Below are 26,459 nucleotides of genomic sequence, written 5' to 3' on the forward strand. Positions count from 1 at the left end.
ATCCCGATTAGTGAGAAAGACATTATCGTTCTCTAAGAAGTTAGAGAATCATATTGGTGCCGTGTGGTACTTTGTCCACTATTACAATGCATCCTTACTTGTTTAGGACTACCAAACTTTTTATCTTAACTTCTAGACTTCACACAAGTTTTTATGATATTATAAGTTTGACAAGGAAGAATTTTCATAAAATATTTATTAGAGATATATTTTGATTATTTAAATGATATCATCAAGCCTAAGGATTTGTAGTAATTTCAATCCTATTTCCTAAATTTTAGTTTTTAGTTAGGAGCGATCGCGTGAGTTGATTGCGATCGCTCCTAACTGATTCGGGAAATATAAGCGATCGCAAATTCAATAGCCGTTGAAATAAGCCCCAGGATGGAAGCCTGGGGCTGATATTTGCTTTAGACGATTAAAGCTCTCAGCGGCGTTTTTTTCCAGTTCGTCGCCGCAGTTTCTGTGCCAGCGAAGAAGCTTCTCGTTCGGCTTTGTAGAGATCGATGGATCGAGCTGTCAGCACTAACGATCCATCAAGCTTTTGCCCGACGTAGGGGAGACTCGTTGCTTTATACTCGCAAATGTCAGCTTTACCCCGAAGGGATTTTAAGTCTGTATTAACTTGAGCTGAGATTGCCTTGAGTTCCTGTATTGCTGCCTCTAACTCCGCTGAAAGCCGATTGACTTGGGTTGCTTGCGCCTCTAGGTGTTTTAACTTTTCATTCAGATGTTCCTGTAGCAGTTCCTGATAGGTTTTCACCCGTAGTGACGGAATTAACCTTCTGGAATCGCCTGTCTTTCGAGGTCGTCTTTCAGTATTGGCGATCGCTGGCGATGGAACGCGCTTGTGTTTGGCATCACCTTTTACGGGTTGGCGGTCTTCGCCACGTTTCATCTGGACTACTTTGAGGCTGGCTTGCAGTTTTGTCATGTCGATGGCTGGATGGCTACCTAACGACTTGGATGCGGACGCAATCAGTACAATTGTACTATAACGGGAGGCGATCGCTACTTACTCTGGTTTTTTTTTCAGTGGTAGAGCAATATAAGTGGGAGCGCAGTCTACCAAAACCTAAGGAGTGCATACAATGGTGCGAACCGCCTCAACCATGTTGGCGTTGGGCACGACAGCCCCAGATTTCCAGTTGCCGGATGTGGTATCTGGTCAAACCATTTCCCTTGCCACTTTTGCCGATAAGCAGGCATTGCTGGTCATGTTCATCTGCAAGCATTGCCCCTTTGTAAAACACATTCAGGGAGAACTCGTGCAGCTTGGCAAGGATTACGTAGGTGAAGAGATTGGAATTGTGGCAATTAGTGCCAACGATGCCAGCAGCTATCCAGATGACGCCCCCAACTCACTCAAAGCAATGGCGAATGAGCTGGGATTCACCTTTCCTTTGTGCTACGACGAAACTCAAGAAACTGCTAAAGCTTATACCGCTGCTTGTACCCCAGACTTTTTCCTCTTTGATGCCAACCAAAGTTTGGTTTATCGCGGTCAATTAGATGACAGTCGCCCCGGTAACGATCGACCCGTCAACGGCAAGGATTTACGAGCCGCAATTGATGCAGTGTTAGCCGGTCAATCAATCCCCTCAGACCAGAAGCCTAGCATCGGCTGCAACATCAAGTGGAAGCCGGGGAATGAACCGACGTATTTTTCTCATTAATCGCAGCAACAGAGACTTGTGGAAGGGTGCAGAATCAAGCTTGAAGGTTATAAAGATGATATGAAACCTTCCCGGCTCCCTCTTTCCAGCTGCCTCTTCTTGCTTGCCTTCATGAGCGGATGTCAAAATCAGAAACCAACGAATGCCGAGATGGAGGCGTGGAGAAATGAGGCAATGCAAAAAAACGCCGCAATGGTTGCCGCTCATACGAACAATCGACAGCGGCAACAGTGGAATCTAGAAATTCAGGGGAAAACGGCGGCGGGAAAATCCGTGCGGTTGACTATGCAAGAACTAGACGCGATCGCAACCACCCATATACGGACGCGATCGCCCCATAATACCAGCAACAACCCCGATCGGATTTTTGACTTTCGGGGTGTTGCTATCTCTAAACTGCTCGACAAGTTCGGCATCACTAATAGTAAGGAAGTAACGCTTGTCGCTTTCGATTCCTACCGTGCCACCGTCAGCATTGCAGACTTGCGTGCGTACCCGATTATCATTGCTTTAGAGCGCGATGGAATGCCCATTTCCCGCAGCGAAGGCGGCCCGCTTTCTCTGGTATTTCCTTACACCGAGTACCCGCAGCTTGAGCAAAAGTATCCCGACCGTTTTTGGGCATTTTACGTGACCAACTTGATTGTCGGTACCGAGCCAGTGCAACTGCGCGTTGGCGAAACCCCGCTTGATGCCAGAACCATCAGCCAACTGCCACAAGTCACCATCGAAGAAGCTGTTGGCTACCCGATTGGATGGCCGATTGGTAAAGTCAAGCTCACGGGCGTGCGGGTGCGGGACGTTCTTGCGGCTGCCGGTGATACCCTGCCAGAAAACGGTATGGTTATCATTCGGGGAAAAGCGCCCGTCTCTCGCAATGCCCTGAATCCAATTCGTTTGGCAGCTAACGAGGTGCGAGACTGCGATATTTTGTTTGCCACGCACTGGGGTAACGAACGCAATCCGATTCCTGCCAAAATGGGTGGTCCGATAACGCTGGCTTTCCCCAGCAATTGTCAAGCGAGATCCGAGAATCAGCGCTGGCTCACTTTTGTGGAACAACTGGAGGTTAGTAAATAATGGCGAATGGTTAATCTGAGTTTTGAGTTTTGAGTTTTGAGTTTTGAGTTCCAAGAAAATTATTTTATTCAAAAGTTTTAACTTTTGAGAGTTTTGAGTTTCAAGAAGATTTTTTCGTTCAAAACTAAAAATTTAAAATTTCAAACTTTTTAGAAATTACCAAGTAACCATTACCAATTAACCCTGATGAAAGTTGCCGCGTTCCGTTCAATTCATACACGAATTATGACCGCCACGACACTCTTGATTGTGGCGATTGTTGGTTCTGTGGTATGGCTGTGGGCGAAAAACGAGAGACAACTCTACCGGGAACAGAAGCGGCGTGAAGTCCAGCAGCTAGCGATCGCCTTATCCAATACCTGGACGAACGAACTTGAAGACCAAAATTGGGGTCAGATTCGGCTCGGTTTCAATCTGCTACTGAAGCGCAACCCAGATTTCGTTTACATTCTGATCTCCGATGTGCGCCTGTCTAATCAAATCGTCGCCGCCAGCGAAAGCGAACTTCAGGAACAGTATGTTCCCGATATTGTGCCTGTGTGGGTCACGGACTCAGCGCTGGCAGTATATGACGATACCCGTGTTGTCGAGACATTTCTCCTGCGCGACATTACTTTCAACCGCAAAGTGCGGGCACGCCAAGGTGAAACTGCCATCGAAGTTGCCGCCGCGATTCGCAACTCTTCGGGGCAAAAAATTGGGACGTTGCGGATTGGCATGTCACTGCGGCAGGTCAATCAAGCGGTCGCGATCGCTGTCGAAAAAGCGCTGTTTGTGGGTGTTTTTGCCCTCTCCTTGGGTCTTTTCGGTTCCTACCTGTTGGCAACAGAACTCAGTAGTCCCGTGCGGCGGTTGCAAGTGAGTGCTGCCAAAATTGCCGCAGGCGATTTACACCATCGGGCTGAAATTTACCGCAAAGATGAAATCGGCGCTTTAGCGATCGCGTTCAATGATATGTCGGCGGCGCTACAAGGTTTATTTAGCCGACTACAAAAAACTATCGAGTCCTTTCATCGATTCGTCCCGGAGAAATTTCTCCTGGTAATTGCACCCGACGGCATCGAGAACATCCAAGTTGGCTTTGCCTCGACTCGCACGATTACGATCCTGTTTGCCGATATTCGGGGCTACACGGCAATGTCAGAACAAATGACGCCTTTAGAAACCTTTTCATTTTTAAATGACTACCTCGCCTGCATGGGGCAAGTGATTGACAAGTCCGGCGGCTTCATTGACAAGTATATCGGCGACGCGATTATGGCGCTCTTCGATGATGAAGCGACGGACAACGCTCTGTACGCAGCATTAGCAATGCGACAGCGACTTAAACTATTGAATGAAGAGCGATCGCATCAAGGTTTGCCAACCATCGACATCGGTATTGGCATTCATCGAGGCGAGGTCGTCATGGGTACCGTTGGATTTAGCTCCCGTATCGAGTCTACAGTTGTTGGGGATGCCGTAAACGTAGCCGCTCGTGTCGAAAGCCTCACCAAAAACTACGACAGCACCATCCTCGTCACCAAGCCAATCGTCGAAGCGCTGCGCCACCCCGACACTTTCCCCCTGCGCTTAGTCGATAAGTTTGTTCGGGTGAAAGGCAAGGAAGAGCTAGTAGCGATTTACGAGCTTGATGCAGTGTAGGTTATTTACCGAGTCTATTTCCTCGATAAGCTCCTCTCTTCTCTTCCTCTGCGCTCTCTGCGTCCTCTGCGGTTCGTTTTTCCCAAATTAAAGAAGACTGTTATATATTCCAAGAATGGCTGAAATTTTAAAAATTCTTAATGTCTCCGCTTCAAGGACTTTGAGGATTTTGACCCGATAAGGCAGCGCTCAAGAAGCTTCAACCAGACAAACTGGTTAAAAATTTTAAAAATGTATCAAATGCGCCAGTTTTTTTTTACAGAAGGGTGAATAATTTACTCATATAAATCTTACTAATTACTCAGTATTCTAGGAGAACCTCACCCCTTCTCTTGCGCCCCTCTGTATCTGAAGGAAAGTGACTGGTTGAAGATTCCAAATGATGCCTATTTAAACGGGTTTGCTTTCAGATTAATCCCTTCATAAGTTTTGCCCGTTAAAGCTTACAGCTATTTTGAATAATACCGGGAGAGAAAACAAAACTCTAGAAAATAGAGGTTACAAGCAGGTGTGGCTTGAAATTTAATCTTCAGCAACCTACTAAGATCCTATTTGGCAAGTAACCATAAAGATAGACTTTTAAAATTAAAAATATTTCAAAAGAAAGGTTTCATTAGCAATAAGCAGCTTCTGTAACAAAGTCTACCGTTTCGATTTACAAAAGCGCCTAACTTAGCATAAAAAGCAGTATTTAACAGCGAGAGCAATAGCTGTGCGGTTACACGTGCAATTGCGCCAGATCCAGGTACGCAAGGAGGAACCGTGACAAACGTAACCACCCCTACAGAAGCAATAAAGGCAACCAAGCCTACAGAAAAACTAAATAAGATTGAAAAAGCCAAAGCTGTAAAACATCCCCTATTGCTGAAGCAAGAACTGGAGCATTTTGCACAAATTGGCTGGGAGGCGATGGACGAGTTTGAGCGGAACCAAGGGCTAAAGTGGTTGGGTTTTTTCCATCGCACGGTGACACCCGGCAAGTTCATGATGCGAATGCGGATACCCAACGGCATTTTGACCAGCACTCAGATGCGAGTACTGGCTGAAATCGTGCAACGCTACTGCACGGGTTCGGGATTTCAAAACCAGGGAAATGCCGACATTACCACCCGACAAAATTTCCAATTGCGAGGGATTCGGATTGAGGATATCCCAGAGATATTCAACCGTTTGTTAAAAGCCGGTCTGACTTGCATTCAATCGGGAATGGACAACGTTCGGAACATCACGGGTTCGCCAGTTGCAGGCATTGATGCGGCTGAATTGATTGATACACGGGGGATTGTCCGCAGCCTTCAGGACATGATTACCAATAACGGTGAGGGCAATCCCGAACTCAGCAACCTACCCCGAAAATTTAACATTGCCGTTGCCGGGGGTCGGGACAACTCCGTTCATGCCGAAATCAACGACCTTGCCTTTATCCCCGCATACAAAAACCACACCATTGGATTTAACGTCATCGTCGGCGGCTACTTTGCGCCGAATCAGTATGTAGAAGCGATTCCTCTCGATGTTTGGATTCCTCCTGAAGAGGCTGTCTCTTTAAGTAAGGCAATGCTGGAGGTTTTCCGGGATAATGGTCCCCGCGAGAATCGGCTAAAGTCCCGGATTATGTACCTGATTGAGGGCTGGGGCGTTGAAAAGTTTCGGGCGGAAGTGGAAAAACAACTAGGGCATTCGCTGGAATCGGCGGCTGAAAAAGATGAAATTGACTGGGACAAGCGCGACCATATTGGCGTTTATCCCCAAAAGCAACCCGGACTGAACTACGTCGGTTTGCACGTCCCTGTCGGTCGCTTGTATGCCCATGAAATGTTTGAACTTGCGCGAATGGCGGAAGTTTATGGCGGCGGGGAGATTCGTCTGACTGTCGAACAAAATTTGATTATCCCCAATATCCCCGACACGCGCTTAAGTCCCTTCTTAGAAGAACCACTGCTTCAAGAACGGTTGTCTATCGATCCAGCCATCTTGAATCGGGGGCTAGTTTCTTGCACAGGTAGCGAGTTTTGCGGCTTTGCGCTGATTGAAACGAAAAACCGGGCGCTTGCCTTGATTCAGGAACTGGAGGAAGAGTTAATTCAACCGCATCCGGTTCGCATTCACTGGACAGGTTGCCCAAATTCCTGCGGTCAACCGCAAGTTGCAGATATTGGCTTCATCGGTACGAAGACGCGCAAAGATGGTCAAACCGTAGAAGCGGTCGATATTTGGATGGGTGGCAAGGTAGGGAAAGATGCACACCTTGGCAAAGAGATTATGAAAAAGGTTCCCTGCGAGGATCTCAAGTCAGTGGTACGAGACTTGCTAATCGAACACTTTGGGGCAATCCCCAAGCAGCCACAAGAAAAGCTAGAAGCAGAGATTGCCGTTAGTCGTTAGTCATGCGTCATTAGTCACTTGCTAATTACGAATGACCGATGACCGATGACTAATGACCCATGACCGATGACCCATGACTAATGACGAATGCCATGAGTGACTCAACAAAAACCCTCTGTCCTTACTGTGGCGTTGGCTGTGGCTTAGAAGTTTCACCGCCAGCGGCTGCAAATCGGGAGACCAATCGAGATAGCCAAGGAAATCCGATCTGGAAAGTGCGGGGCGATCGCTCTCATCCCTCCAGTCAAGGTATGGTATGTGTCAAAGGAGCGACGGTTACAGAATCGATTGATAAAAACCGTCTCCTCTACCCGATGATGCGCGACTCTCTGGATGAACCCTTCCGTCGCGCTTCCTGGGAGGAAGCCTTAGATGCAATTGTCAGTCGCATGGGTTCCATCCTAAACTCCACTGGCCCAGATGCCCTATGTCTCTATGGTTCTGGTCAGTTCCTCACGGAAGACTACTACCTTGCCCAAAAGCTTTTTAAAGGAATCTTAGGCACGAATAACTTTGATACTAACTCGCGCCTGTGTATGTCTTCCGCCACAGCAGGGTATTTTTACAGCCTGGGTTCGGATGGCCCGCCTTGTTGCTACGAAGATTTAGAACTCACCGACTGTGCTTTTATCATCGGTAGCAACACAGCTGAGTGTCACCCGATTATCTTCAATCGGCTGCGGAAACACCATAAACAAAACCATCACGTCAAAATGATTGTGGTCGATCCGCGTCGCACCACAACCGCCGAAGCCGCCGATTTGCATCTAGCCATTCGACCCGGTACCGATATCGATTTACTCAATGGCATCGCTCATTTGCTTCTACGATGGGGCAAGATGAATGTTGAATTTATTGAGGATTGCACCGCAGGCTTTTCCACCTACGCTGAGGTGATTCAACACTATCCACCGGAAGCGGTCGCCGAACGCTGCGGCATTTCCCTGGATGAATTGATAACCGTTGCCAAAATGTGGGCTGAGTCTAAGCGCGTCCTTTCTATGTGGACGATGGGTTTAAACCAATCTTCTGAAGGGACTGCCAAAGTATCCAGCTTGATCAACTTGCACCTGATGACGGGTCAAATTGGCAAACCCGGAAGCGGCCCTTTTTCCCTGACGGGTCAACCTAATGCAATGGGGGGACGGGAAGTCGGGGGTCTGGCTCATTTGTTGCCTGGATATCGTTTAGTCAAGAATGACCAGCAGCGAACCGAAGTTGAGCAGTTTTGGAAGCTTCCCGCCGGGAAGATTTCGCCCGTTCCCGGTCGCAGCGCTTGGGAAATTATCACCGGACTAGAGACGGGAGAGGTAGAGTTTCTCTGGATTGCAGCGACGAACCCAGCGGTGAGTATGCCGGATCTGGAACGAACGAAAGCGGCGCTAAAGCGATCGCCTTTTACGGTCTATCAAGATGCCTACTATCCCACGGAAACCGCTGCTTTTGCTCACGTTCTACTTCCGGCGGCGCAGTGGGGGGAAAAAACTGGGACGATGACAAATTCTGAAAGAGTCGTCACGTTGTGTCCAGCTTTCCGCAAACCTTTGGGGGAGGCGAGGGCAGATTGGGAAATCTTTGCAGAAGTGGGTTGTCGGTTGGGATATCCCGAACAGTTTGCTTTTACTCACTCATCGGAAATTTATGATGAATTTGTGCAGCTAACACGCGATCGCCTCTGCGACCAAACGGGCATTAGTCACGAACGTTTGAAAAAAGAAGGCCCGATTCAATGGCCCGAACCCCTTAAAAAGGAAAAATTAAACATTAAAAAGGAACCGGGAAAATCTTCCCACAGCACTCCTAAAAGGCTTTACACTGACTTGCGCTTCTCGACACCGGATGGACGGGCGCGTTTTGTTGCTAAACACTCGCGGGGACTCGCAGAACCCCCCGATCCAAACTTCCCCTTTGTGCTGACGACGGGCAGGCTGTACGGGCACTGGCACACGCAAACTCGTACCGGACGGATTGCAAAAATCCGCCAAATGCATCCGCAACCGTTCATTGAGATTCATCCCCGCGATGCTGCAAAGTTGGCGATTCAGGAGAATGACTGGGTGGAAGTGCGAAGTCGTCGAGGAACTTCTCGATTCCCAGCCAAAGTCACTCAGACCATTTCTCCCGGTACGGTTTTTGTGCCCATTCACTGGGGCGATCTTTGGGCGGATGATGCCGAAGCGAATAGCATGACACAATCCGCATCCTGTCCCGACTCTCTGCAACCCGAACTAAAAGCTTGCGCCGTGCAACTGGTGCCGATTGCTGCCCATCTAATCTCTGAAGAGTATCTGCTTCCGGAGACTCCAGAGACAGAGACTCAACCGAAAGCTTTGTCCTCACCGCTGCGTGTTTGAAGCGATCGCAAAAGCTTTGGTTTTCTATCCGCTTTCACGCCTAAATTTCTACCAAAAGTTTACTGTTCTGGGTTAACCCGAACGCTATCTGCTTTTTCTCCAAAAGCGCTCCACAAGCCTGCCTCTCCCAGCGCGATTGGTGTCTGGGATTGGAGTTTTGCAAACGTTGAACTATAAACAACCGGAATCAACCCGAAAATCATCGATACCACCGTAACCAAAAGCACCACCATCAATGGATTAGAGGGTTCTTCCTCCGCTATCAATACTTGGGGGCGTTCTTGCGTTTTCATTACTAAAACCTTTTGATTAATTTCTAAAAATTGTGCATCTATTTAAATCTAGCAAAAATTCTGTAGCTGAATATACAAAAATCTTCTTTTACAAAAGTTTAAAATAGCCTGAACTCGATTTTCTCGGTAGTGATGAATTTCAGCGAATACTGCACCTATCAAAAGGAGGAAATCAGATTTAGCAACTTTGCCGAACCCGCTGAGGGATGCAACCACCATCCGTGTCTAGAGAGGAGTCAATGTCAGGAAATGCTCACATAGGATTAATCTAATTTGGCTTGAGATTCTGAGCCTTCGACCAAATAACGCGATCGCATTCTGAAAATATAGAGACTTATCAATATCATTTAATTTTTTTAAGCCCTTACAATCTAATGGCTCCAAGACTATCCGCAAAACCTATTAATAAATGCTGACTTAGTAAGATGTGACAGATGTAAACAGACGGCTTCTAGAGCGCCTAACTAGAAAATAGCAGCAGAGAAATCGGTCTAAAAATCCAAGCTGAGGAAAGCAGCTTTAGTAAAAACTTCTCATACCTTCCCTTTGATCAAAGGGAAGTTATTTGCTTGAAAAAAACAAACGGTTATCGCTCAGGAAATACTCAAAAATAATCCCTCCATTACTCAAAAATAATCCCTCCATTACACATTTTGCATGAGTTGAATGCAAAATGTGCAATGGAGAAGAAAGAATACTTCACAATACAGATACAATACCTAACAAGATAGAGATTTCAAAAGAAATCTGTCTTTTGTAACAAATTCTACGAACTCAGATTATTCAGTTCATTACTCTAACAGTAGCGCTTATTGCTAAAAAAACTAACGTTCGGCAGCTCGGCTCGATAAGGTGAGATTTTATGTTTGAAAACTTTCAATCAAAAAATAGACCGAACCCCGTGGCAAGCGCCTAATTACGTAAATTTTTTACCTAGGATTTATATCCCCAATTGAATCTATAAAATTTACGCTAACCCAAGAACAGTTCCCGCTTTGATGCATACTTTACTTGAAAAGAAGAGGTTCTGAAATGTCCGGATTATGGTCATTTAGCGGTCGATACCGCATCTTACACCTGACCTGGTTTGCATTCTTTTTAACCTTTGTCGTTTGGTTCAACTTCGCCCCTTTTGCCACAGCGGTGAAAGCAGATTTAGGTTTAAATGAAGCCCAACTCAGAACTCTCGCTATTTGTAACGTTGCGCTCACCGTTCCGGCTCGAATTATTGTCGGCATGATTCTGGATCGCTACGGTCCTCGGATCACCTATTCATGCCTTTTAATTTATGCGGCGATTCCTTGCCTGATGTTTGCATTTGCACAGAATTTTTCCCAATTAGTATTAAGCCGCTTAGCGCTGAGCATCGTTGGGTGTGGATTTGTGATTGGCATTCGGATGGTGGCGGAATGGTTTCCCCCGAAAGAAATTGGCTTAGCAGAAGGCATTTATGGCGGCTGGGGTAACTTTGGATCGGCAGGTGCAGCGTTTACCCTCCCGACAATTGCCACAGCAGCTGCCTTTTTAGGGGCAGGTCAAGTTAACTGGCGGTTTGCGATCGCGCTCACCGGAATTGTTGCCGCTATCTACGGAATTGTTTATTACTTAAACGTCCAAGATACCCCTCCAGGTAAGGTTTACCAACGTCCCCAAAGCAGCGCCGGAATAGAAGTGACTACCCAGAAAGACTTCTGGTTTCTATTACTTAGCAACATTCCCTTAGTCGGCGTTTTGGGCGTCATTGCTTGGCGCTTAAATCAAGTTAAATTTCTCAATATCACTCAACTGTATGTCACCTGGTTTCTGCTGCTGTGCTTGTATGCATTCCAAGCTTATAACTGTTGGAAAGCAAATCACAGCTTGATGACTGGTAAAAAGCGCTACTCTGCTGAAGAGCGCTATCAATTTGGTCAAGTTGTCAATTTAGAAATTGCTTATCTTGCCTGTTTTGGCTCAGAGCTAGCTGTTGTTTCCATGCTCCCAACGTTTTTTCAAAGAGGCTTTGGATTAACAGAGGCGCTAGCAGCGGGAGTTGCCGGAACTTATGCCTTTATGAACTTGGCGGCTCGTCCAGGAGGGGGCTTAATTTCTGACAAGATTGGCAGCCGGAAGTGGACGCTGGCGGCAACGCTTGCTGGCACAGGAATTGGCTATCTAGTGTTTAGCGGTTTGGGTGCAAATATACCCCTGTTCGGGGTAGTTATTGTGACCATGATTGCTTCCTTCTTTGTCATGGCAGCGGAAGGTGCGACCTTTGCAATTGTTCCTCTAATTAAGCGGCGCGTAACGGGTCAGATTGCTGGTAACGTGGGTGCTTATGGCAACGTAGGAGCGGTAATTTACCTCACCGTCTATAGCTTTTTACCTCAGGATGCTGCGGGCGATCGCATATTTTTCCAGATGCTAGGAATTGTTGGCTTAATTTCGGCTAGTCTTTGTGCGTTTCTTCTCAAAGAACCGGAAGGCTCTCATGAAGGTGAAGAAGTCGGAATAACATCCTCAAAAACTCCCGTTTTCTCGCACGAACGCGAACAAAATTAATTTTGTTACAAGCGCTAATTGGTAATAGATAAGGTGTTAAGGGTTATACCAACTTAGGTTTAATAACTGCCTTTTTCTAAAACCAAGCGAGTAGGGGTGAGTTTCAATCTCACCCCAATATTTTTATGGCGTGTCGAGCGGGTTTAGAGATATGCTTGGCTACTCATGCTTCCTTACCAATTTAGATAGATTATTAATATTCTTTCTGGATAAAGTTGTTTTTAATACACCTAGACGGGTGATTTGGGATTAAGTTAACCTTGCTTTCCTACTCACACTGCTAGTGACTTTGAGGAGATTTTATGTCGTCTCCCGATCGAACAACTGCCAGCAACGAGCATAACGTATATGCTGATACATTACCTAACGATTCCAACAGTGCAGGCGAACTAACTTATCAGCAAATTATTCTCTGTTCGGCAGTCATTGGAATTGCTGGAGGATTAGTTGCAACGGTTTATTATTACGCACTGGAATTAAGCCTGCATTTTGTTTGGCACACGCTGCCTGGTGTTTTGAATCCTTACTTCCCTAGCGGATTTCCCGCCTGGAATTACGTGTGGATTGCTACCACAATTGGGGGATTTTTTGTCGGTCTCACACTGCACTTCATGGGACTTCCCGGTGAAGTTTCTCTAGTCGTTGATAAGGTACACGATCCAGGACGAATTTCTCTACGCCAAACTCCGGCAATGATTGTTGCCTCTCTGTTTTCGATTACAGCTGGTGGCAGTGCTGGCCCTGAAGCCCCGCTAGTACAAATCAATGGCAGTTTTGGCGGCTGGCTGGGTCAAAAGCTCAATCTGAGCCTGACGACAACCCGCGTGCTGACTTTCTGCGGCATGAGTGCGGCACTAGGTGCCTTCTTCGGTGCGCCTCTTGGTGGCGCACTCTTCGCCCTAGAAATTCCCCATCGTCGGGGATTGGAATACTACGAAGCGCTCATTCCTGCCGTGCTTTCGGCAATCTTAAGCTTTTTTGTGTTTCGATTTAACACGGGGTTGACGATTGGGGGGATGTATCACTTTGTCGCACCTCCTAAGCTTTCCCTGGTGAATTTGGGTCAAGGCGCACTGCTGGGGGCGCTAGGGGCGCTGATTGCGATCATCTTTATTGTTCTGTTCCGGAGTATTGGGTACTTGACTCAATACATCGAACACCACACGATTGCGCTGGCTACTTTGGGAGGGTTCGCAATTGGGCTGATTGCTTTAGTGTTTCCCCAGACCCTATTTTTTGGCGAAAAGGAAATTCATACGATTGTCGAAACAGGTTCGACGTTTGGAGTGACGATGTTGCTCGCGATCGCGTTTGCGAAGATGCTAGCAGTTAGTTTCACTCTCCACTCCGGTTTCCGGGGAGGATTCATCTTTCCGCTGTTTTACATTGGTGCAGCAGTTGGCTTGGCGATTTCTCTAGCTTTTCCACAAATCCACCCGACAATCGGTATGATTTGCATGATGGCGGCAGTGAACGTGGCGGTGACAAAAACACCGATTAGTTCCACTGTAATTCTCAGCGTGCTTTCAGACACCGCAATGGTGCCGGTTCTGGTGATTGCCAGTTTTGTCAGTTTCCTGTTGACTACCCAAGTCTCCTTGATTCAAACGCAGCGATCGCGCACGCCGACCGGGTTGCAAAACCCCACCTCGCTGCCCCTATATACTGCTGCTAGTGACTTTCCACAAACCAGCCCTTGAATCCTGCCGATATTGAAAGCTTTTCACGATTGTGGTAATGCTCCTATTAGTCGCAGTTTATGCCTTTAGGAGCTTTTTCTTTGGAGAAGTTATTCATCAAAATTTTTGTTATTTTTAATGAATTAATTACCCAGAAAATGAATGAAGACTGACAATTCTACCACTAATTTCTTTCAGTTTGAAGCCGATTTTGTAGAGTCCTTGCGTTGCATTCCGATGCAGGTGCGGATGAAATTAGACACTTGCGGCGTCAAACTAAAATTGCCTCACTGGCACCAATTTAGTCAAGCGGAACGACAAACCTTGGTAGAGATGCCCTGTACCACAACAGATGAAGCTCAAGCCTACCGGAAATTACTGCACCAATTCGTTGTAGAACACACGGGCGTCTCTCCAAGCGACCTTCCGATAGAACCTCATCCAGATTGGATGGATGCTACAAAAATACCGGCTAACATTCAGGAAAAGGCAGCAGAATTTGGAGCAATACTGACACCCCAACAATGGGCAGAACTCACTCCCGCCCAACGCTTTGCCCTCATCAAACTCAGCCGCCCCAGTCACGAAAACCAAAACTTTTTACCCGCACTCCAAGAATTTCACTTAATCTGAGCTATCAAGAAATGTGAAAAAAATTGCTACTTACCTTGCTGCGGCATAGTTATTAGGTTACAAACGATGCTGGCAGTGCTAGAAAAAGCGTTTGTGGTTTGTCCCATCACGCTCATTATTCATCTGCCGTCAACTTTACAGGACATCTTCAACATGCCTTTTACCGCTAGCGTTATTTCATGTCAGGAGTGGGGGGCCAGACCCCCCAAACAGTGGTCAGAGGAAACCACACCTAAATACGTGATCGTTCACCATACCGATACGCCCAATCCCCCCAGCCATATATCGAAAGGAACTGTGGATGGAGCGAAAAAATTTGCCAAAAGTGTTCAGAATACCCACATGGATGTTTTCGGCTGGTGGGATTCCGGTCATAATTTTTTGAATACAACGGACGGCGTTCTCCTAGAAGGAAGAAATGGCACTTTAGCAAAAATTAAACGAGGTTTGTGTATTCGCTCGTCTCATGCTGGCAGTGCTCTAGGCAATGAATCGCCGGGAATTGAAAATGAAGGCAGATTCATGACCCATCAGATGGGTGAAAAACAATGGAATAGTTTAGTCGATTTATGCGTTTCAATTTGCAGTTCCTGCAAAATTTCTCCTGATAATATCAAAGGGCATCGAGATTTTTCTGCCACTGATTGCCCTGGTGATTGGTTATACGCTCAACTACCCCGTTTGCGTCAAGCCGTTCGTCAAAAGTTGAGTGCAATCGGTGTTCCGACAGACGATGGTTCCTTAAGAGTTGGATCGCGAGGAGAAAAAGTCAAACAATTGCAGCAGTTTTTGAAGGACAAAGGTTTTAATCCTGGTCCCATTGATGGTAGTTTTGGTACGGGCACAGAAACGGCTGTGATTGCTTTTCAGAAATCCCAAGGGTTAAAGGCGGATGGAGTGGTAGGAACAACTACCTGGAATGCGCTCACCAATCCCACACAAGTGCCTCCAGTTAATCTGGTGAATATGTGCAAATACTACCAAGGGTTGCCTCATCAAGATGATGCGCTGGAGTGGCTTCAGACGCAGATTCCGAAAGCAACCCTCGATGAGTTTGGGAAAAGATGGCGTAAGACAACTTAAAAATGAGTGAGATAAAGTCAGGGGTTAGGAAAACAAACGATTCAGAATTTTCTCTTCCTCCTGGCTTTTATCTGCTTCGACAGCAATCCTTGCAGTAGTTATTAAATTCTCTATTGTCTTGTTGGATCGCCCTGTGGGACTTGGAGCAGTTCATTTCTTCCGAAATCAAATAAGACGGCTATTGGATGATTTACATTATTCGAGAGTCAGGGTTTGATAACATTTAAGGAATAAGTTGACGAACGGCTTACCGCTAGCTTCATCTGTTATTGCCTCTGGCTTGGTTGCTTGAGAATGACTTTTGGCTTGGCATAAGCGGATGAAAAGTCGATGCCCCCCTAATGAAGATTAAACGCGCTCCAAAACATAAACCCGAAAACATTTGGTCGAAAGAATGGGATGATCTACTGCGGGGTGCCGCGGGTGGGTTTTTATTCGGAATTCCGCTACTGTACACGATGGAAGTCTGGTGGATTGGGTCGTTCACGGAACCGCCGGTGATGCTAGCTGCGATCGCTGCCACGTTTATCGTCGTTTTCCTGCTCAATCGCACCGAAGGCTTTCGCAAATATAAGGATATTCGACCGGGTGAAGCGGTGATAGATACCCTTGAAGCGATCGCTATCGGCGTCGTCTGCGCGACAAGTATCCTAATTTTATTGCGCGAAATCACCTTCGATACCTCTTTGGGTGAAGCATTAGGAAAAATAATCTTCGAGAGTGTACCGTTTGCTTTGGGTGTGGCGCTAGCGCGTTCTTTTTTAAGTGGCGATCGCTATCAATCTCCTAACAGCGATGAAAATCCCCCACAACCAGACAAAACCCGTCTCAATGCGACCTTGGCAGATATTGGGGGTACTTTGATTGGTGCCACGATTATTGCCTTTAACATTGCGCCTACTGACGAAATTCCCATGCTAGTCGCTGCTTCTTCCCCTCCGTGGCTGATTGCGATTATTGTTGCCTCGCTGTTAATTTCTTATGGGATTGTCTTTCAGGCTGGCTTTACTAATCAACAACAACGGAAACAACAGCAAGGACTTTTTCAGCGTCCCTTAAGCGAAACTGTTTGCTCCTATTTAGTGTCGCTTCTGGCAGCCACATTTATGTTGTGGTTCTTCCACCAGCTGAGCTTTGACGATCCGTGGCAAATGTGGTTGAGCTATACATTGTTACTAGGACTCCCAGCCACTGTAGGTGGCGCAGCAGGAAGGTTGCTAGCATGAGCCAAACGAATCAAGATAGCAATTCATCCCAACAGCAACGACCGCCGCGATCGCTTGCGGAATGGGTTTCCTTTGCGATCGCGACATCTATTGTGGCGCTACTCGTAGGACTGGTGCTGTATGACTGGGCAACCCAGAAAAATGAACCCCCGACTCTATCAGTCACCGCGAAGGAAAGAGAACTTCGTCAAACTCAAGAGCAATTCTACATCCCTTTTGAAGTGACGAATACTGGTGGAGAAACTGCTGAATCAGTCCAGATTATTGCCGAGTTGCGGGTTAATGGGAAAGTTGAAGAAACTGGCGAACAACAAATTGACTTTCTCTCCGGCGGCGAAAAGGAAGAAGGCGCATTTATCTTTAGCCGCAATCCCCGCGATGGCGAGTTAGTCGTACGAGTCTCTAGCTACAAGTTACCTTAAGTTTTTTGATAACTGCTCATTTCCCGGTTCGCTGTAATTATTGGAAACGATGCAATGGTTAATAACAAGCTTGTCGCAGCGAATACTCGATTTGCCTTCAAACTATTTAGGGAACTTACAAAGCAGGAGCCTGACAAAAACATTTTTGTTTCTCCAGCAAGCATAGCGATCGCGCTCTCAATGACCTATAACGGCAGTGTGGGGCAGACACAAGCGGCAATGGCGATCGCGCTGGAATTGCAAGAAATGAGCTTGCAACAAGTCAACGAAGCTAACTTACAGTTGAAACAATCGCTAGAAAATCTGGATAACGAGGTGGAGTTAGCGATCGCTAATTCGCTTTGGGCGCAGCAGGATGTCGAATTTAAACGGGATTTTTTGAAGCGAACCCAAGAGTTCTACGGTGCAAAAGTAACCAACCTGGACTTTAGTAGTTCCGATGCTTTGGCAACTATTAACGGTAGTGGTGAATAGTAATGGTCAGGAGCGAAGGGAGGCATTGTAATGATGCACAAAGTACCAAATCGCACCGATATGATTGCTCAGTTTCTTGGAGAACGACAAGGTTTTACGAACCAAGCGCCCCACTCGCTGCCGCAGAGTGTTGTTGAACCGCTCAATTAAACTTGTTTTCCCCGTTTCTTTGCCAACAGCTCGATGCCGCTTGCTCGGTAGCACCTGCTCATACGCTTCCCAAAAATCGGTGTAGCAGATGGCGCACTGGCGATAAACTGCTGGCAAGGATTTCCAAAGTCCTTTGGCTGATTGACGGGAACGATCACCGATAAACACCCCGACGATTTCACGAGTGTCTGCATCAATGGCTAACCAGATCCATTGTTTGTTCTCTTTGGAACCGACAAATGACCACATCTCGTCCAGTTGAATCGTCAACTGACCCGTTTTTTTTGGGCGACTTCTACTGCCTTTGGGGTCTTCTGGTACTTCTGATTGACGTACATCTGTAGCCAACGCTCAGAAACACCCGTCACTCGTGCGATTGCTGCAAGCGCCAAGCGTTCCAGCAACAGTTTATCAATCAATTGGCGGGTTGGCTGATCAATCGGTTGCCGGCTCGCATTCTCCACAAACTGCCGTCCGCAGTCTTGGCAACGGAATCGAGGTTTGCCGTAGTGCGTATGCCCGTATTTGATGATTTGAGTTGATTGGCACTTAGGACAGTACATTGAGCAGTCCCTAATGATTAAAGTTGCTAGCTTGCTAGCTTACCATTACTATGCATTACTACCCTATTAACAACTGGGTAAGCGAAAACACCCACGGCAAAATCGAGACAATTCTCCAAAAGCTTGACCCTCAAACCGTTTTAATCCTAATTAACGCTATCTATTTTAAAGGTATTTGGGCAAGCCCTTTCGATAAAGAAAATACACACGATAGAGCCTTTACATTACTTGATGGGACGCAGAAACAGTACCCGATGATGTCTCAGCACAGAACCTACCGCTACTACCAAGGTAAGAACTTTCAGGCGGTTAATTTACCCTACGGTAGTGAACAGGTGAGTATGTACATCTTCCTTCCAGATCAAGACTCAAACTTGCAAGCATTCCACAAAAATCTGAACGCTGAAAACTGGAATCAATGGATTTACCAATTCTGGCGAGAGGAAGGAACACTCGTTTTACCCCGCTTTCAGCTAGAGTATCAAGTAGCACTCAATGATGCCCTGATTGCCTTGGGGATGGGAATGGCTTTTGAAGGAGGTTTCCAGCAGATGTCTGCCCAAGACATTGCCATTGCCAGCGTCATCCATAAAACCTTTCTCGAAGTCAACGAAGAAGGAACCGAAGCCGCCGCCGCAACTGGTATAGAAGCCTCATTCGGTCCCCCCGACCCTCCCTTTAGCATGGTGGTTGACCGCCCGTTTTTCTGCGCGATTCGGGATGATGATACTGGAAGTTTGCTGTTTATGGGTTCTATTATGGAGCCACAGACTGCAACATCCAAGCAATCAAACAGGAGTTAGGAAAATGGCGGGAAAAAAAATCTTGATGCTCGTCGGTGACTTTGTTGAAGACTACGAAGTAATGGTGCCTTTCCAGGCATTACAAATGGTTGGGCATACTGTCCATGCAATTTGTCCCGATAAGAAAGCTGGAGATAAGGTGCGAACCGCAGTCCATGACTTTGAAGGCGACCAAACTTATAGTGAAAAACCCGGTCACAACTTCACCTTAAATGCCACCTTTGATGAAGTGGAAGCGACAGAATACGACGCCTTAGTCGTTCCTGGTGGACGTGCGCCAGAATATATCCGTTTGAACCAGAAAGTATTAGAAATCACCCGCCACTTTGCCGAAGCAAATAAACCGATTGCTGCAATTTGTCACGGGTTACAAGTTTTGGTGGCAGCGGGAGTGCTAGAAGGCAGAAGTTGCACCGCTTACCCCGCGTGCGGCCCGGATGTTAACCGGGCAGGTGGGCTTTACGTGCATATTCCACCAGATGAGGCAATGGTTGACGGTAACTTAGTAACAGCACCTGCATGGCCTGCTCATCCTAACTGGTTGGCAGAATTCTTGAAACTTTTGGGAACGAAGATTGAGCATCAAGAAATGGTTGCGGTTTAACGGTCTCAATCCTATCGAAGTTAGATAATTTACTTGTCTTAGCGCTACCTACACTTGCGATTCGGTCTTAGCTCCCCTTTTAAGGCTACGGTGTACGCACATCTTGGGTTAAGGGGCAAAAAGTTGATTGATCCCCTAAATCTCCCTTTTTAAGGGGAACTTTGACTTAATTCGCCACCTTTTTTAAGGGGGGTTGGGGGATCAAAACGGGACTTGCAAGTTAAAGAAGTCTTGTGCGTATACGGTAGCTTTAAAAGAGGGTTTGGGGGCTTTCTTTGGATGTAACATCACTAATCGAGAAGTATTTGATTAGAAATCCAGTTCCTCAATCACAACCGTTCTTTTTTTCTGTTTTTAAAAAACTACTGGCTCGACTGTTCTCTTGTCTGGGTATCCAGCTTATCTACTCGATTACGCAAACGCTCCAACTCTAATCGATAGGTTTCTAATTGGCTTCTTGGAACCGTTAACCCTTCTTGATTAACTCGATTTCCAGCAGGATTATCAATGAGTTGTTCAACTTGATTTAAGCAGGCATTTAAACCGGCAGCAAATTCATACCGAGTTACAGGCCGATTGCCTTGAAAAGTTCCATCGCCATTTCCACTGAGACACCCATAACGCTCTGTTGGAGGTGGCATTTGAGAATTTGGATTATTGGGAATCGCTTCCTGTGCAACTGCACTGTTTGCTAACAGCAAGGCCATTCCCAAAACGGCTGGACTATATAAAAGTAGAGTCTTAAAAAATTTAGACATTTTAATTCTTTCCACTTAACTTGCAAAAAGGTAACTTGAATTCTGCTGAAAAAGAAACTTTTATATCTTATTGTAATGAAAATCAACTAGCTATGTGTTGATTGCTGCTGGGAAAAGTATCAAAGTTTACTTACTTCTAATTACAGATACCAGGTTCCGCCTTCAGACGTTATCCCAGTAATAGGTAAAGCGCTAAATATAAAAATTTATACTGTCTCAGGAGAACGCTGAATGAATTTACCAGGAACCTCCGTCTCTGTTTGGCTCGACACTACAGAAGGGACAAAATACCCGCAATTGACCAGTGATATTACCGTAGATGTTGCCATTGTAGGCGGAGGGATTACTGGCTTAACCGCTGCGTTGCTATTGAAACGCGCTGGATTAAGGGTTGCAGTAATCGAGGGATCGCAAATTGGCAGTGGTGTCACCGGCTATACGACTGCCCACCTCACCGAAGCTGCTGACGAACGCTACCAAGACCTGATTTCCTCCTTGGGCGACACGGATGCGAAGCTGGTAGCAGAATCCAGTCGTGCGGCGATTGAACGCATTGCTAAGTTTGTGGCAGAAGAGAAGATTGATTGTGATTTTCAGCGAGTGCCGGGATATCTTTACACTGAAAAATCCCAGGATGTGTCTGAAATTGAGTCAGAGGCGGAAGCGGTTAGCAAGTTAGTGATTCCGGCTGCTTTGACCAAGGATGTGCCACTGCCATTTCCGGTAGAAGCGGCGGTGATGTTCCCCAATCAAGCGCAGTTTAACCCGATTCCCTATCTCCAAGGGCTTGCGAAGGCGATTGACGGTGGTGGCAGTTTTATTTTTGAGCAGTCATCTGTTGTCGATATCACCGGAGACAAGCCGAGTCGAGTTTCTACCGAACAGGGGACGGTAACGGCACTAGATGTGATTATTGCTACTCATACGCCGATTCACAATCTGAACAGTCTCCCGGACTTGTATGTAATGTCCACAAAAATTGCCCCGTATCGTTCTTACGTTATCGGAGTGAGATTGCGATCGCCATTACCGCCAGGACTGTTTTGGGATACCGAGGAGCCGTATCACTATACACGCAGCTACAAAGACCTGCTGATTATTGGCGGTGAAGACCACAAGACGGGTGAGGATGTGGATAATGAGGCGTGTTTCGAGCGCTTGGAAGCGTATGCGCGATCGCTCTATGATGTCGCCTCTATCGATTATCGCTGGTCAGCTCAATTGTATGAGCCGGTCGATGGTCTACCCTATATCGGGAAAACCGCAGCGAATTCTAATATCTACGTTGCTACCGGCTATTCTGGCAACGGCATGACCTTCGGCACCGTTGGCGGGATGCTAACAAGCGACTTGATTCTGGGACGGACGAATCCCTGGAGCGACCTTTACGACCCCAATCGCGCGAATATCCTAGCCAGCGCTCAGCGGTTTGTGACGGAGAATCTGGGCGTCGCCAAGCACTTTGTAGCGGATCGGCTTTTCAAGTCGGAGGGCAATGAACCCTCGGACGTAGCACCAGGCGAAGGCAAGATTCTTGACATCAACGGAAAGAAATATGCCGTCTACCGCGACGAGACGGATTATCTCTGTTCGCTTTCTCCAGTGTGTACTCACGCTGGATGCATTGTTGACTGGAATAACGCCGAAAAAACTTGGGATTGCCCTTGCCACGGTGGACGTTTCAGCCCTACGGGTGAGGTACTCAATGGCCCGCCGATTACGGATCTCGATCAAAAAGAATTGCCCAGTCAATTTACAACAAAAAGTTAACTACATTCACTTTTCTTTTCCCTCTCCAGATTGATTAAGTCAATCTGGAGGGTTGCTAGCGTGTTGGGTGAATAGAAACAAGAAATCTTCTCTGGATTTCATTTTTTTAGACACAGTTTAAGGACACACTAATGCCAGCAGAACAACAGCTACAACCACCCCAACATCAAGACCATCGACCGGGTACCGAATCAGAAATGACGCCTAGCCCCAAGGCAGACGATAGTAAATATCAAGGTAGCAACAAATTACGCGATAAAGTGGCACTGATTACCGGCGGTGATAGTGGCATTGGTCGCGCAGTTTCTATCTTTTTTGCCAAAGAAGGCGCTGACGTGGCAATCATGTATCTGAACGAACACGATGATGCCCAAGAAACGAAACGGCTGGTAGAAGAACAAGGGCGCAAATGTATTACGATTCCTGGCGACATTGGTGACGAAAAATTCTGTCAGCAGGCTGTAGAAAATACGGTTGCGGAGCTTGGGAAACTCGATATTCTTGTTAACAACGCTGCCGAACAGCATCCTCAAGAAAGCATCGAAGACATCACTGCCGAACAGCTTGAGCGCACGTTCCGGACTAACATTTTCTCAATGTTTTTCTTGACGAAAGCTGCACTCAAGCACCTCAAAGAAGGCAGCGCGATTATCAACACCACTTCGGTGACAGCTTATAAAGGGAATCAGCAGCTGCTCGATTATTCGTCTACTAAAGGGGCCATTGTTGCCTTTACGCGATCGCTCTCAAAATCTCTGGTGGAAAAGGGAATTCGCGTGAATGGCGTCGCCCCAGGCCCCATCTGGACGCCGCTCATTCCCTCAACTTTCCCAGAGGAAAAAGTTGCCTCTTTTGGTAAACAAGTGCCGATGCAACGGGCTGGACAGCCAGAAGAAGTTGCACCTAGCTACGTCTTTTTGGCATCAGACGACTCTTCTTATATGTCCGGTCAGATTTTGCATCCCAACGGTGGCGATGTTGTCAATGCTTAACGCTGAGATGACTACCGATTTTTCTTGAAAGAATAGAAACCCGTTTTCTGGTTAGAGAACGGGTTTTTTGATAGATGTTAGAAGTTAGCGATAGGATGCATCCTAGGGTATACGCCTATACCTTGAAAGGTGGGTCTTGTGCGTACAAAAGCTGCTCCCCGTAGGCTGAAGAATTTTTAGTTGAGTCTGCGTAGGCAGGCTTTGTTTATGTACACCTACCCTTCTAGTGCGGGGGCGTGTATTTACCTAGTGAAACAAAAAAACTCCCACCACGTAAGTGGTGGGAGTGCAAACGTCAGTTAAGTTTAGAGAGGTATGGCTTTAGAGGTTGAGTGTGCTTCCGATTACTTCGTCGAAGCTGCCATTTCTTGCTGAATTTTGCTCTTGGCAGCTTTGAATTCGCTAGACATTTGCTCTTTTTGTTCGGTGCTGCAATTGTTGTCAATGGCTGCAAACATCGTGCTTTCTTCTTGACGAATATGATCGCCAACCGCATCCATCAACTGCTTAATTTTTGATTTGAATTCGTCTTTGGAAGAAGCAGGGTTGATCGCTTTAATTTCATCCAACATCCGCTTCATCTCGGCTTGCTCATCGTACAGCTCTTGAGTATTGTCGTCCCCGTAGAAAGAGCGAACTCTGGGATAAACGATTTCTTCTTCGGCTTGAGCGTGTGCCAATAAATCTTTGTAGAGCTGCCCAAAATACTCTTGGAGTTTTTGAGGATCGTCAGTAGCCCCAATTTCTGTAAAGATGGTGTTGGTCTTATTGTGATCCAGGCGGATGAGCGTCTGGATGTTCATATCTTGCTTATCGGTGTTTTGGGTGACGGCACTACCAAACACACCAGACAAGGCTGCAACAGCGTCTTGAACTCGTGCCCACAGTCCCTGATCTGCGTCTTTTCCAGTCAGTTCGCGGACACCCACGAGTTCTAGCAGTCCTTTGAGTTGTTCCTGGTGAGCGCGGTTCTCAAAGTTAACAGCATTTAAAGGTCCAATCGCCAGTTCAATATCAGCACCCACGACTTGAGCAGCTTTGTGAACTACGATACCGCTCATCGCCTGAGCGTGCTTCAGGAGTTCGTGTTGAACTAATTTCTGATAGAGAGACAGCTTATCACCAGACATTAATTCTTGGGTCTTCTGAACAAATTCCTGAACTGTCTCGTGGGGTTCAGAGGGAACGCCGTACTGAACAATTACCGTTTCTAGAACGCCCAGGTTTTTCTGGTCGTCCTGGAGCATATTCTGCAAGCGATCGCGCACATCTTGATCGTGAGTGGCACCGAGCAGTGTTTGCTCGTTAGAGATGATTAAATTTTGCGTCGCTTTCATGTCTGCCAATTTTTGAGCGATCGCAATGCGCTTTGTATCGTCCAGTGTTGATACCATTTTTGTTCCTTCTTTGAAATATTATGATTTTTGAATCTTTATGAATAATCTCACAATCTCTTAAGGTAATTCATCTTTCCCGCGACTGAATCCAAAAGTATGGTTTATAGCGGAGATAAATACTTTTAACTTATAGATTTTTATTTGGAATTCAAATTATTAAAACTTCTACTTTTGATAGTTTGCAAAATTAGGGTTCTTGAGTATATTGATGATTCATTTAAACAAGTTTCAAGAATATATCGCTGTAAATGATTTGTGAACGTGAGTTCTTCGGCCTCTCTAAAAAGCTGGAGAGCTGAACCAATGGTATCTCATACCTAAAAGAGGATAGATATACTTTATTCCTTGAATATTCCTTCAATAGAAAACGTAAAGTTAAGCGCTCAAGAAAAATTAACTCGTCAATAAAATAAATCTAGGAGGCTAGCTTATAGACCTTCCTAGATTTAATTGCTTTATTCGGGCGATGGCAGTTAGCGATCGCACTTATTAACTATAGGGAAGCTACGTTCCAAACCTCCCTACAGAGTTAATTCTGTTCGCGCGCACTACTACTTGCTAGAAGCTGCCATCTGGTCTTGTAGCTTGCTCTTAACAGATTTGAACTCGGTTGCCATTTGTTGTTGCTGCTCGCTGCTGAAATTATCGCGCAGCTTAGCGAACATCTCGTTCTCTTCTTGATTAATGTGATGGTTGGTAGCGTCGCTTAGCTGACGAACTTTCGCTTTGAACTCAGAAGAAGAAGGACTCATCGCCTTAATTTCATCCAGCATACGAGCTTGCTCAGCTTGCTCGTTATACAGATCCTGCGTGTCCTGATAATAGGAGCGCACTGCTGGATAAACAACTTGCTCTTCGGCTTTAGCGTGAGCCATCAAGTCTTTGTAAAGCTGACCGAAGTATTCTTGGATCTTTTGAGCGTCGTTGGAATTCTCAATTTCCATAAACAAGGTCTTCGCCTTGCTGTGATCCATGCGAAGAATTTCACCGATAGTCATATCAGAACGGTCGGAGGTTTGGGTGACAGCACTACCAAATACCCCTGATAATGCGGCAACGGCGTCTTGAACCCGTCCCCACAGTCCTTGATCGGCTTCTTGTCCGGTTAGTTCGCGAACACCCAGAATTTCCAGAATACCTTTCAGTTGCTCTTGGTGAGCGCGGTTCTCAAAGTTAACGGTATTCAAGGGAGTAATGGCAGCTTCAACATCAGCACCAACTACTTGAGCAGCTTTGTGAATCAGTAGACCCGTCATGGTTTGCTTATGCTTAAGCAATTCATGCTGAGATACTTTTTCAAACAAAGTCAGTTCAGAACTTTCCATTAGTTTCTGAGCTTCACCAATTATCTTGGTTGTGGATTCCTTGGGTTCGGCTTTGACACCGTACTGAATAATTACAGTATCGAGAACACCGAGGTTTTTCTGATCGTCATCAAGCATATCTTGTATGCGCTTGCGAAGATCATCATCGGCGAGCGCAGAGATGAACTTTTGCTCGTTAGCAATTAGCAAGTTTTGCAGCGCTTTCATATCTGCCAACTTCATGCCAATCGCTATGCGCTTGGTATCATCTAGTGTCGTTACCATTCTTTTGTTCTCCACTCAATAATCATAGGATCGGAATCTATCTCGAAGATAGTCATCTCTGTCGAGTAGATTCATCTCTCTTTTGAGAGATCCCCCTTATTTATCCTTTTTATAACGTCCAATTTTTATTGGCTCTATCCAAAGATAGAAAAGATTCAAAACCTTAGGACTTTTATCTTTTTTAGTTGGCTTACTATATTCTTGTTTTGGTTATTCGGCATCTATCGTAAATCATATTTGAAAAGTTAAAATAGCCTGAAGTTTGATGACGGAGATTTGACAAGCTAGTTATTATAAAAACAGTTTTGTGCCACTATCTTAAGAATGAAATATTGAGTTTAAA

General features: G+C 46.2%; 22 protein-coding genes and 1 pseudogene. 17 read left to right on the top strand and 6 right to left on the bottom strand.

The features are described from left to right. Window positions 1-106: pseudogene (locus NDI34_RS09400) on the top strand (IS1 family transposase); the annotation flags it as partial. A 321-nt stretch (window positions 107-427) separates the two neighbouring features. Here NDI34_RS09400 and NDI34_RS09405 read toward each other — a convergent pair. Further along, window positions 428-934: a hypothetical protein gene (locus NDI34_RS09405; protein ID WP_190415866.1), complete on the bottom strand. Its 507-nt coding sequence runs from the start codon at window positions 932-934 to the stop codon at window positions 428-430. A gap of 157 nt (window positions 935-1,091) precedes the next feature. Between NDI34_RS09405 and NDI34_RS09410 the strand changes: the two genes are divergently transcribed. The 5 genes from NDI34_RS09410 to NDI34_RS09430 all read left to right on the top strand — a co-directional run bounded on the left by NDI34_RS09410 (window position 1,092) and on the right by NDI34_RS09430 (window position 9,139). Further along, window positions 1,092-1,676, top strand: coding sequence for a thioredoxin family protein (locus tag NDI34_RS09410; protein ID WP_348232512.1), 585 nt, complete (start codon window positions 1,092-1,094; stop codon window positions 1,674-1,676). Between the two features lie 174 nt (window positions 1,677-1,850). Continuing rightward, window positions 1,851-2,756 carry a molybdopterin-dependent oxidoreductase gene (locus tag NDI34_RS09415; protein ID WP_348232513.1) on the top strand — a complete coding sequence of 302 codons (906 nt, stop codon included), beginning with the start codon at window positions 1,851-1,853 and terminating at the stop codon, window positions 2,754-2,756. A gap of 225 nt (window positions 2,757-2,981) precedes the next feature. After that, window positions 2,982-4,400: an adenylate/guanylate cyclase domain-containing protein gene (locus tag NDI34_RS09420; RefSeq protein WP_199300568.1), complete on the top strand. Its 1,419-nt coding sequence runs from the start codon at window positions 2,982-2,984 to the stop codon at window positions 4,398-4,400. A 762-nt stretch (window positions 4,401-5,162) separates the two neighbouring features. Beyond that, on the top strand, window positions 5,163-6,785 hold the full coding sequence (locus NDI34_RS09425) for a ferredoxin--nitrite reductase (RefSeq protein ID WP_348232514.1): 1,623 nt from the start codon (window positions 5,163-5,165) through the stop codon (window positions 6,783-6,785). A gap of 92 nt (window positions 6,786-6,877) precedes the next feature. Beyond that, the gene (locus NDI34_RS09430; RefSeq protein ID WP_348232515.1) at window positions 6,878-9,139 is read left to right on the top strand and encodes a nitrate reductase; all 2,262 of its coding nucleotides are present in this window, start codon (window positions 6,878-6,880) and stop codon (window positions 9,137-9,139) included. 59 nt (window positions 9,140-9,198) lie between these two features. On the opposite strand, the gene NDI34_RS09435 is transcribed toward NDI34_RS09430, so the two are convergent. After that, window positions 9,199-9,432, bottom strand: coding sequence for a hypothetical protein (locus NDI34_RS09435; protein WP_190415875.1), 234 nt, complete (start codon window positions 9,430-9,432; stop codon window positions 9,199-9,201). A gap of 1,032 nt (window positions 9,433-10,464) precedes the next feature. On the opposite strand from NDI34_RS09435, the gene NDI34_RS09440 reads away from it, so the two are divergent. The 7 genes from NDI34_RS09440 to NDI34_RS09470 all read left to right on the top strand — a co-directional run bounded on the left by NDI34_RS09440 (window position 10,465) and on the right by NDI34_RS09470 (window position 17,490). After that, window positions 10,465-11,973 carry a NarK family nitrate/nitrite MFS transporter gene (locus NDI34_RS09440; protein WP_190415878.1) on the top strand — a complete coding sequence of 503 codons (1,509 nt, stop codon included), beginning with the start codon at window positions 10,465-10,467 and terminating at the stop codon, window positions 11,971-11,973. A 302-nt stretch (window positions 11,974-12,275) separates the two neighbouring features. Next, window positions 12,276-13,673: a chloride channel protein gene (locus tag NDI34_RS09445; RefSeq protein WP_190688377.1), complete on the top strand. Its 1,398-nt coding sequence runs from the start codon at window positions 12,276-12,278 to the stop codon at window positions 13,671-13,673. A gap of 141 nt (window positions 13,674-13,814) precedes the next feature. Then, window positions 13,815-14,285 (top strand): nitrate reductase associated protein, encoded by a 471-nt coding sequence (locus tag NDI34_RS09450; RefSeq protein ID WP_348232516.1) that lies wholly within the window; start codon window positions 13,815-13,817, stop codon window positions 14,283-14,285. Window positions 14,286-14,351: 66 nt separating this feature from the next. Further along, window positions 14,352-15,368, top strand: a complete 1,017-nt coding sequence (locus tag NDI34_RS09455; protein WP_242033283.1) for a peptidoglycan-binding protein — start codon at window positions 14,352-14,354, stop codon at window positions 15,366-15,368. A 341-nt stretch (window positions 15,369-15,709) separates the two neighbouring features. Beyond that, window positions 15,710-16,594 (top strand): TIGR02587 family membrane protein, encoded by an 885-nt coding sequence (locus tag NDI34_RS09460; protein ID WP_190429991.1) that lies wholly within the window; start codon window positions 15,710-15,712, stop codon window positions 16,592-16,594. Next, window positions 16,591-17,016: a TIGR02588 family protein gene (locus NDI34_RS09465; RefSeq protein WP_190415885.1), complete on the top strand. Its 426-nt coding sequence runs from the start codon at window positions 16,591-16,593 to the stop codon at window positions 17,014-17,016. The genes NDI34_RS09460 and NDI34_RS09465 overlap by 4 nt, the downstream gene beginning before the upstream one ends. Before the next feature lie 54 nt (window positions 17,017-17,070). Further along, the gene (locus NDI34_RS09470; RefSeq protein WP_348232517.1) at window positions 17,071-17,490 is read left to right on the top strand and encodes a serpin family protein; all 420 of its coding nucleotides are present in this window, start codon (window positions 17,071-17,073) and stop codon (window positions 17,488-17,490) included. A gap of 6 nt (window positions 17,491-17,496) precedes the next feature. Here NDI34_RS09470 and NDI34_RS09475 read toward each other — a convergent pair. Continuing rightward, window positions 17,497-18,203 (bottom strand): IS1 family transposase gene (locus NDI34_RS09475; RefSeq protein WP_348232518.1). Its coding sequence is split into 2 segments (ribosomal slippage): window positions 17,497-17,918 and window positions 17,918-18,203, totalling 708 coding nucleotides; the frame shifts between segments, so codons are not numbered across the junction. Between the two features lie 50 nt (window positions 18,204-18,253). On the opposite strand from NDI34_RS09475, the gene NDI34_RS09480 reads away from it, so the two are divergent. After that, a complete protein-coding gene (locus NDI34_RS09480; protein ID WP_348232519.1) occupies window positions 18,254-19,006 on the top strand; it encodes a serpin family protein in 753 nt (250 codons plus the stop codon). Window positions 19,007-19,010: 4 nt separating this feature from the next. Then, window positions 19,011-19,610: a DJ-1/PfpI family protein gene (locus NDI34_RS09485; RefSeq protein WP_348232520.1), complete on the top strand. Its 600-nt coding sequence runs from the start codon at window positions 19,011-19,013 to the stop codon at window positions 19,608-19,610. A 362-nt stretch (window positions 19,611-19,972) separates the two neighbouring features. Here the strand turns inward: NDI34_RS09485 and NDI34_RS09490 are convergent, their stop codons facing one another. Continuing rightward, window positions 19,973-20,368 (bottom strand): S-layer homology domain-containing protein, encoded by a 396-nt coding sequence (locus NDI34_RS09490; RefSeq protein WP_190415891.1) that lies wholly within the window; start codon window positions 20,366-20,368, stop codon window positions 19,973-19,975. A 231-nt stretch (window positions 20,369-20,599) separates the two neighbouring features. Here NDI34_RS09490 and NDI34_RS09495 point away from each other — a divergent pair, with 231 nt between their 5' ends. Both NDI34_RS09495 and NDI34_RS09500 read left to right on the top strand, forming a co-directional pair. Next, on the top strand, window positions 20,600-22,138 hold the full coding sequence (locus NDI34_RS09495) for an FAD-dependent oxidoreductase (RefSeq protein ID WP_348232521.1): 1,539 nt from the start codon (window positions 20,600-20,602) through the stop codon (window positions 22,136-22,138). A 131-nt stretch (window positions 22,139-22,269) separates the two neighbouring features. Continuing rightward, entirely contained in the window at window positions 22,270-23,130 is an 861-nt protein-coding gene (locus tag NDI34_RS09500) for an SDR family oxidoreductase (protein ID WP_190429986.1), read from the top strand. Between the two features lie 344 nt (window positions 23,131-23,474). Here the strand turns inward: NDI34_RS09500 and NDI34_RS09505 are convergent, their stop codons facing one another. Then, complete coding sequence (locus NDI34_RS09505; protein WP_190524392.1) at window positions 23,475-24,524, bottom strand: hemerythrin domain-containing protein; 1,050 nt, start codon at window positions 24,522-24,524, stop codon at window positions 23,475-23,477. Window positions 24,525-25,078: 554 nt separating this feature from the next. Continuing rightward, window positions 25,079-26,116, bottom strand: a complete 1,038-nt coding sequence (locus tag NDI34_RS09510; protein WP_190415051.1) for a hemerythrin domain-containing protein — start codon at window positions 26,114-26,116, stop codon at window positions 25,079-25,081. Window positions 26,117-26,459: the final 343 nt, after the last annotated feature.

This window comes from Trichocoleus sp. DQ-U1, assembly GCF_039961925.1.
GTDB lineage: Bacteria > Cyanobacteriota > Cyanobacteriia > Cyanobacteriales > FACHB-T130 > FACHB-T130.

What these genes read in the sequence shown, in the direction of transcription:
- NDI34_RS09465 (WP_190415885.1), top strand. Translation starts at nt 16,591, where the DNA reads ATGAGCCAAACGAATCAAGATAGCAATTCATCCCAACAGCAACGACCG.
- NDI34_RS09450 (WP_348232516.1), top strand. Translation starts at nt 13,815, where the DNA reads ATGAAGACTGACAATTCTACCACTAATTTCTTTCAGTTTGAAGCCGAT.
- NDI34_RS09420 (WP_199300568.1), top strand. Translation starts at nt 2,982, where the DNA reads ATGACCGCCACGACACTCTTGATTGTGGCGATTGTTGGTTCTGTGGTA.
- NDI34_RS09435 (WP_190415875.1), bottom strand. Translation starts at nt 9,432, where the DNA reads ATGAAAACGCAAGAACGCCCCCAAGTATTGATAGCGGAGGAAGAACCC.
- NDI34_RS09455 (WP_242033283.1), top strand. Translation starts at nt 14,352, where the DNA reads ATGCTGGCAGTGCTAGAAAAAGCGTTTGTGGTTTGTCCCATCACGCTC.
- NDI34_RS09405 (WP_190415866.1), bottom strand. Translation starts at nt 934, where the DNA reads ATGACAAAACTGCAAGCCAGCCTCAAAGTAGTCCAGATGAAACGTGGC.
- NDI34_RS09510 (WP_190415051.1), bottom strand. Translation starts at nt 26,116, where the DNA reads ATGGTAACGACACTAGATGATACCAAGCGCATAGCGATTGGCATGAAG.
- NDI34_RS09485 (WP_348232520.1), top strand. Translation starts at nt 19,011, where the DNA reads ATGGCGGGAAAAAAAATCTTGATGCTCGTCGGTGACTTTGTTGAAGAC.
- NDI34_RS09445 (WP_190688377.1), top strand. Translation starts at nt 12,276, where the DNA reads ATGTCGTCTCCCGATCGAACAACTGCCAGCAACGAGCATAACGTATAT.
- NDI34_RS09430 (WP_348232515.1), top strand. Translation starts at nt 6,878, where the DNA reads ATGAGTGACTCAACAAAAACCCTCTGTCCTTACTGTGGCGTTGGCTGT.
- NDI34_RS09490 (WP_190415891.1), bottom strand. Translation starts at nt 20,368, where the DNA reads ATGTCTAAATTTTTTAAGACTCTACTTTTATATAGTCCAGCCGTTTTG.
- NDI34_RS09440 (WP_190415878.1), top strand. Translation starts at nt 10,465, where the DNA reads ATGTCCGGATTATGGTCATTTAGCGGTCGATACCGCATCTTACACCTG.
- NDI34_RS09505 (WP_190524392.1), bottom strand. Translation starts at nt 24,524, where the DNA reads ATGGTATCAACACTGGACGATACAAAGCGCATTGCGATCGCTCAAAAA.
- NDI34_RS09410 (WP_348232512.1), top strand. Translation starts at nt 1,092, where the DNA reads ATGGTGCGAACCGCCTCAACCATGTTGGCGTTGGGCACGACAGCCCCA.
- NDI34_RS09460 (WP_190429991.1), top strand. Translation starts at nt 15,710, where the DNA reads ATGAAGATTAAACGCGCTCCAAAACATAAACCCGAAAACATTTGGTCG.
- NDI34_RS09470 (WP_348232517.1), top strand. Translation starts at nt 17,071, where the DNA reads ATGGTTAATAACAAGCTTGTCGCAGCGAATACTCGATTTGCCTTCAAA.
- NDI34_RS09480 (WP_348232519.1), top strand. Translation starts at nt 18,254, where the DNA reads ATGCATTACTACCCTATTAACAACTGGGTAAGCGAAAACACCCACGGC.
- NDI34_RS09500 (WP_190429986.1), top strand. Translation starts at nt 22,270, where the DNA reads ATGCCAGCAGAACAACAGCTACAACCACCCCAACATCAAGACCATCGA.
- NDI34_RS09495 (WP_348232521.1), top strand. Translation starts at nt 20,600, where the DNA reads ATGAATTTACCAGGAACCTCCGTCTCTGTTTGGCTCGACACTACAGAA.
- NDI34_RS09415 (WP_348232513.1), top strand. Translation starts at nt 1,851, where the DNA reads ATGCAAAAAAACGCCGCAATGGTTGCCGCTCATACGAACAATCGACAG.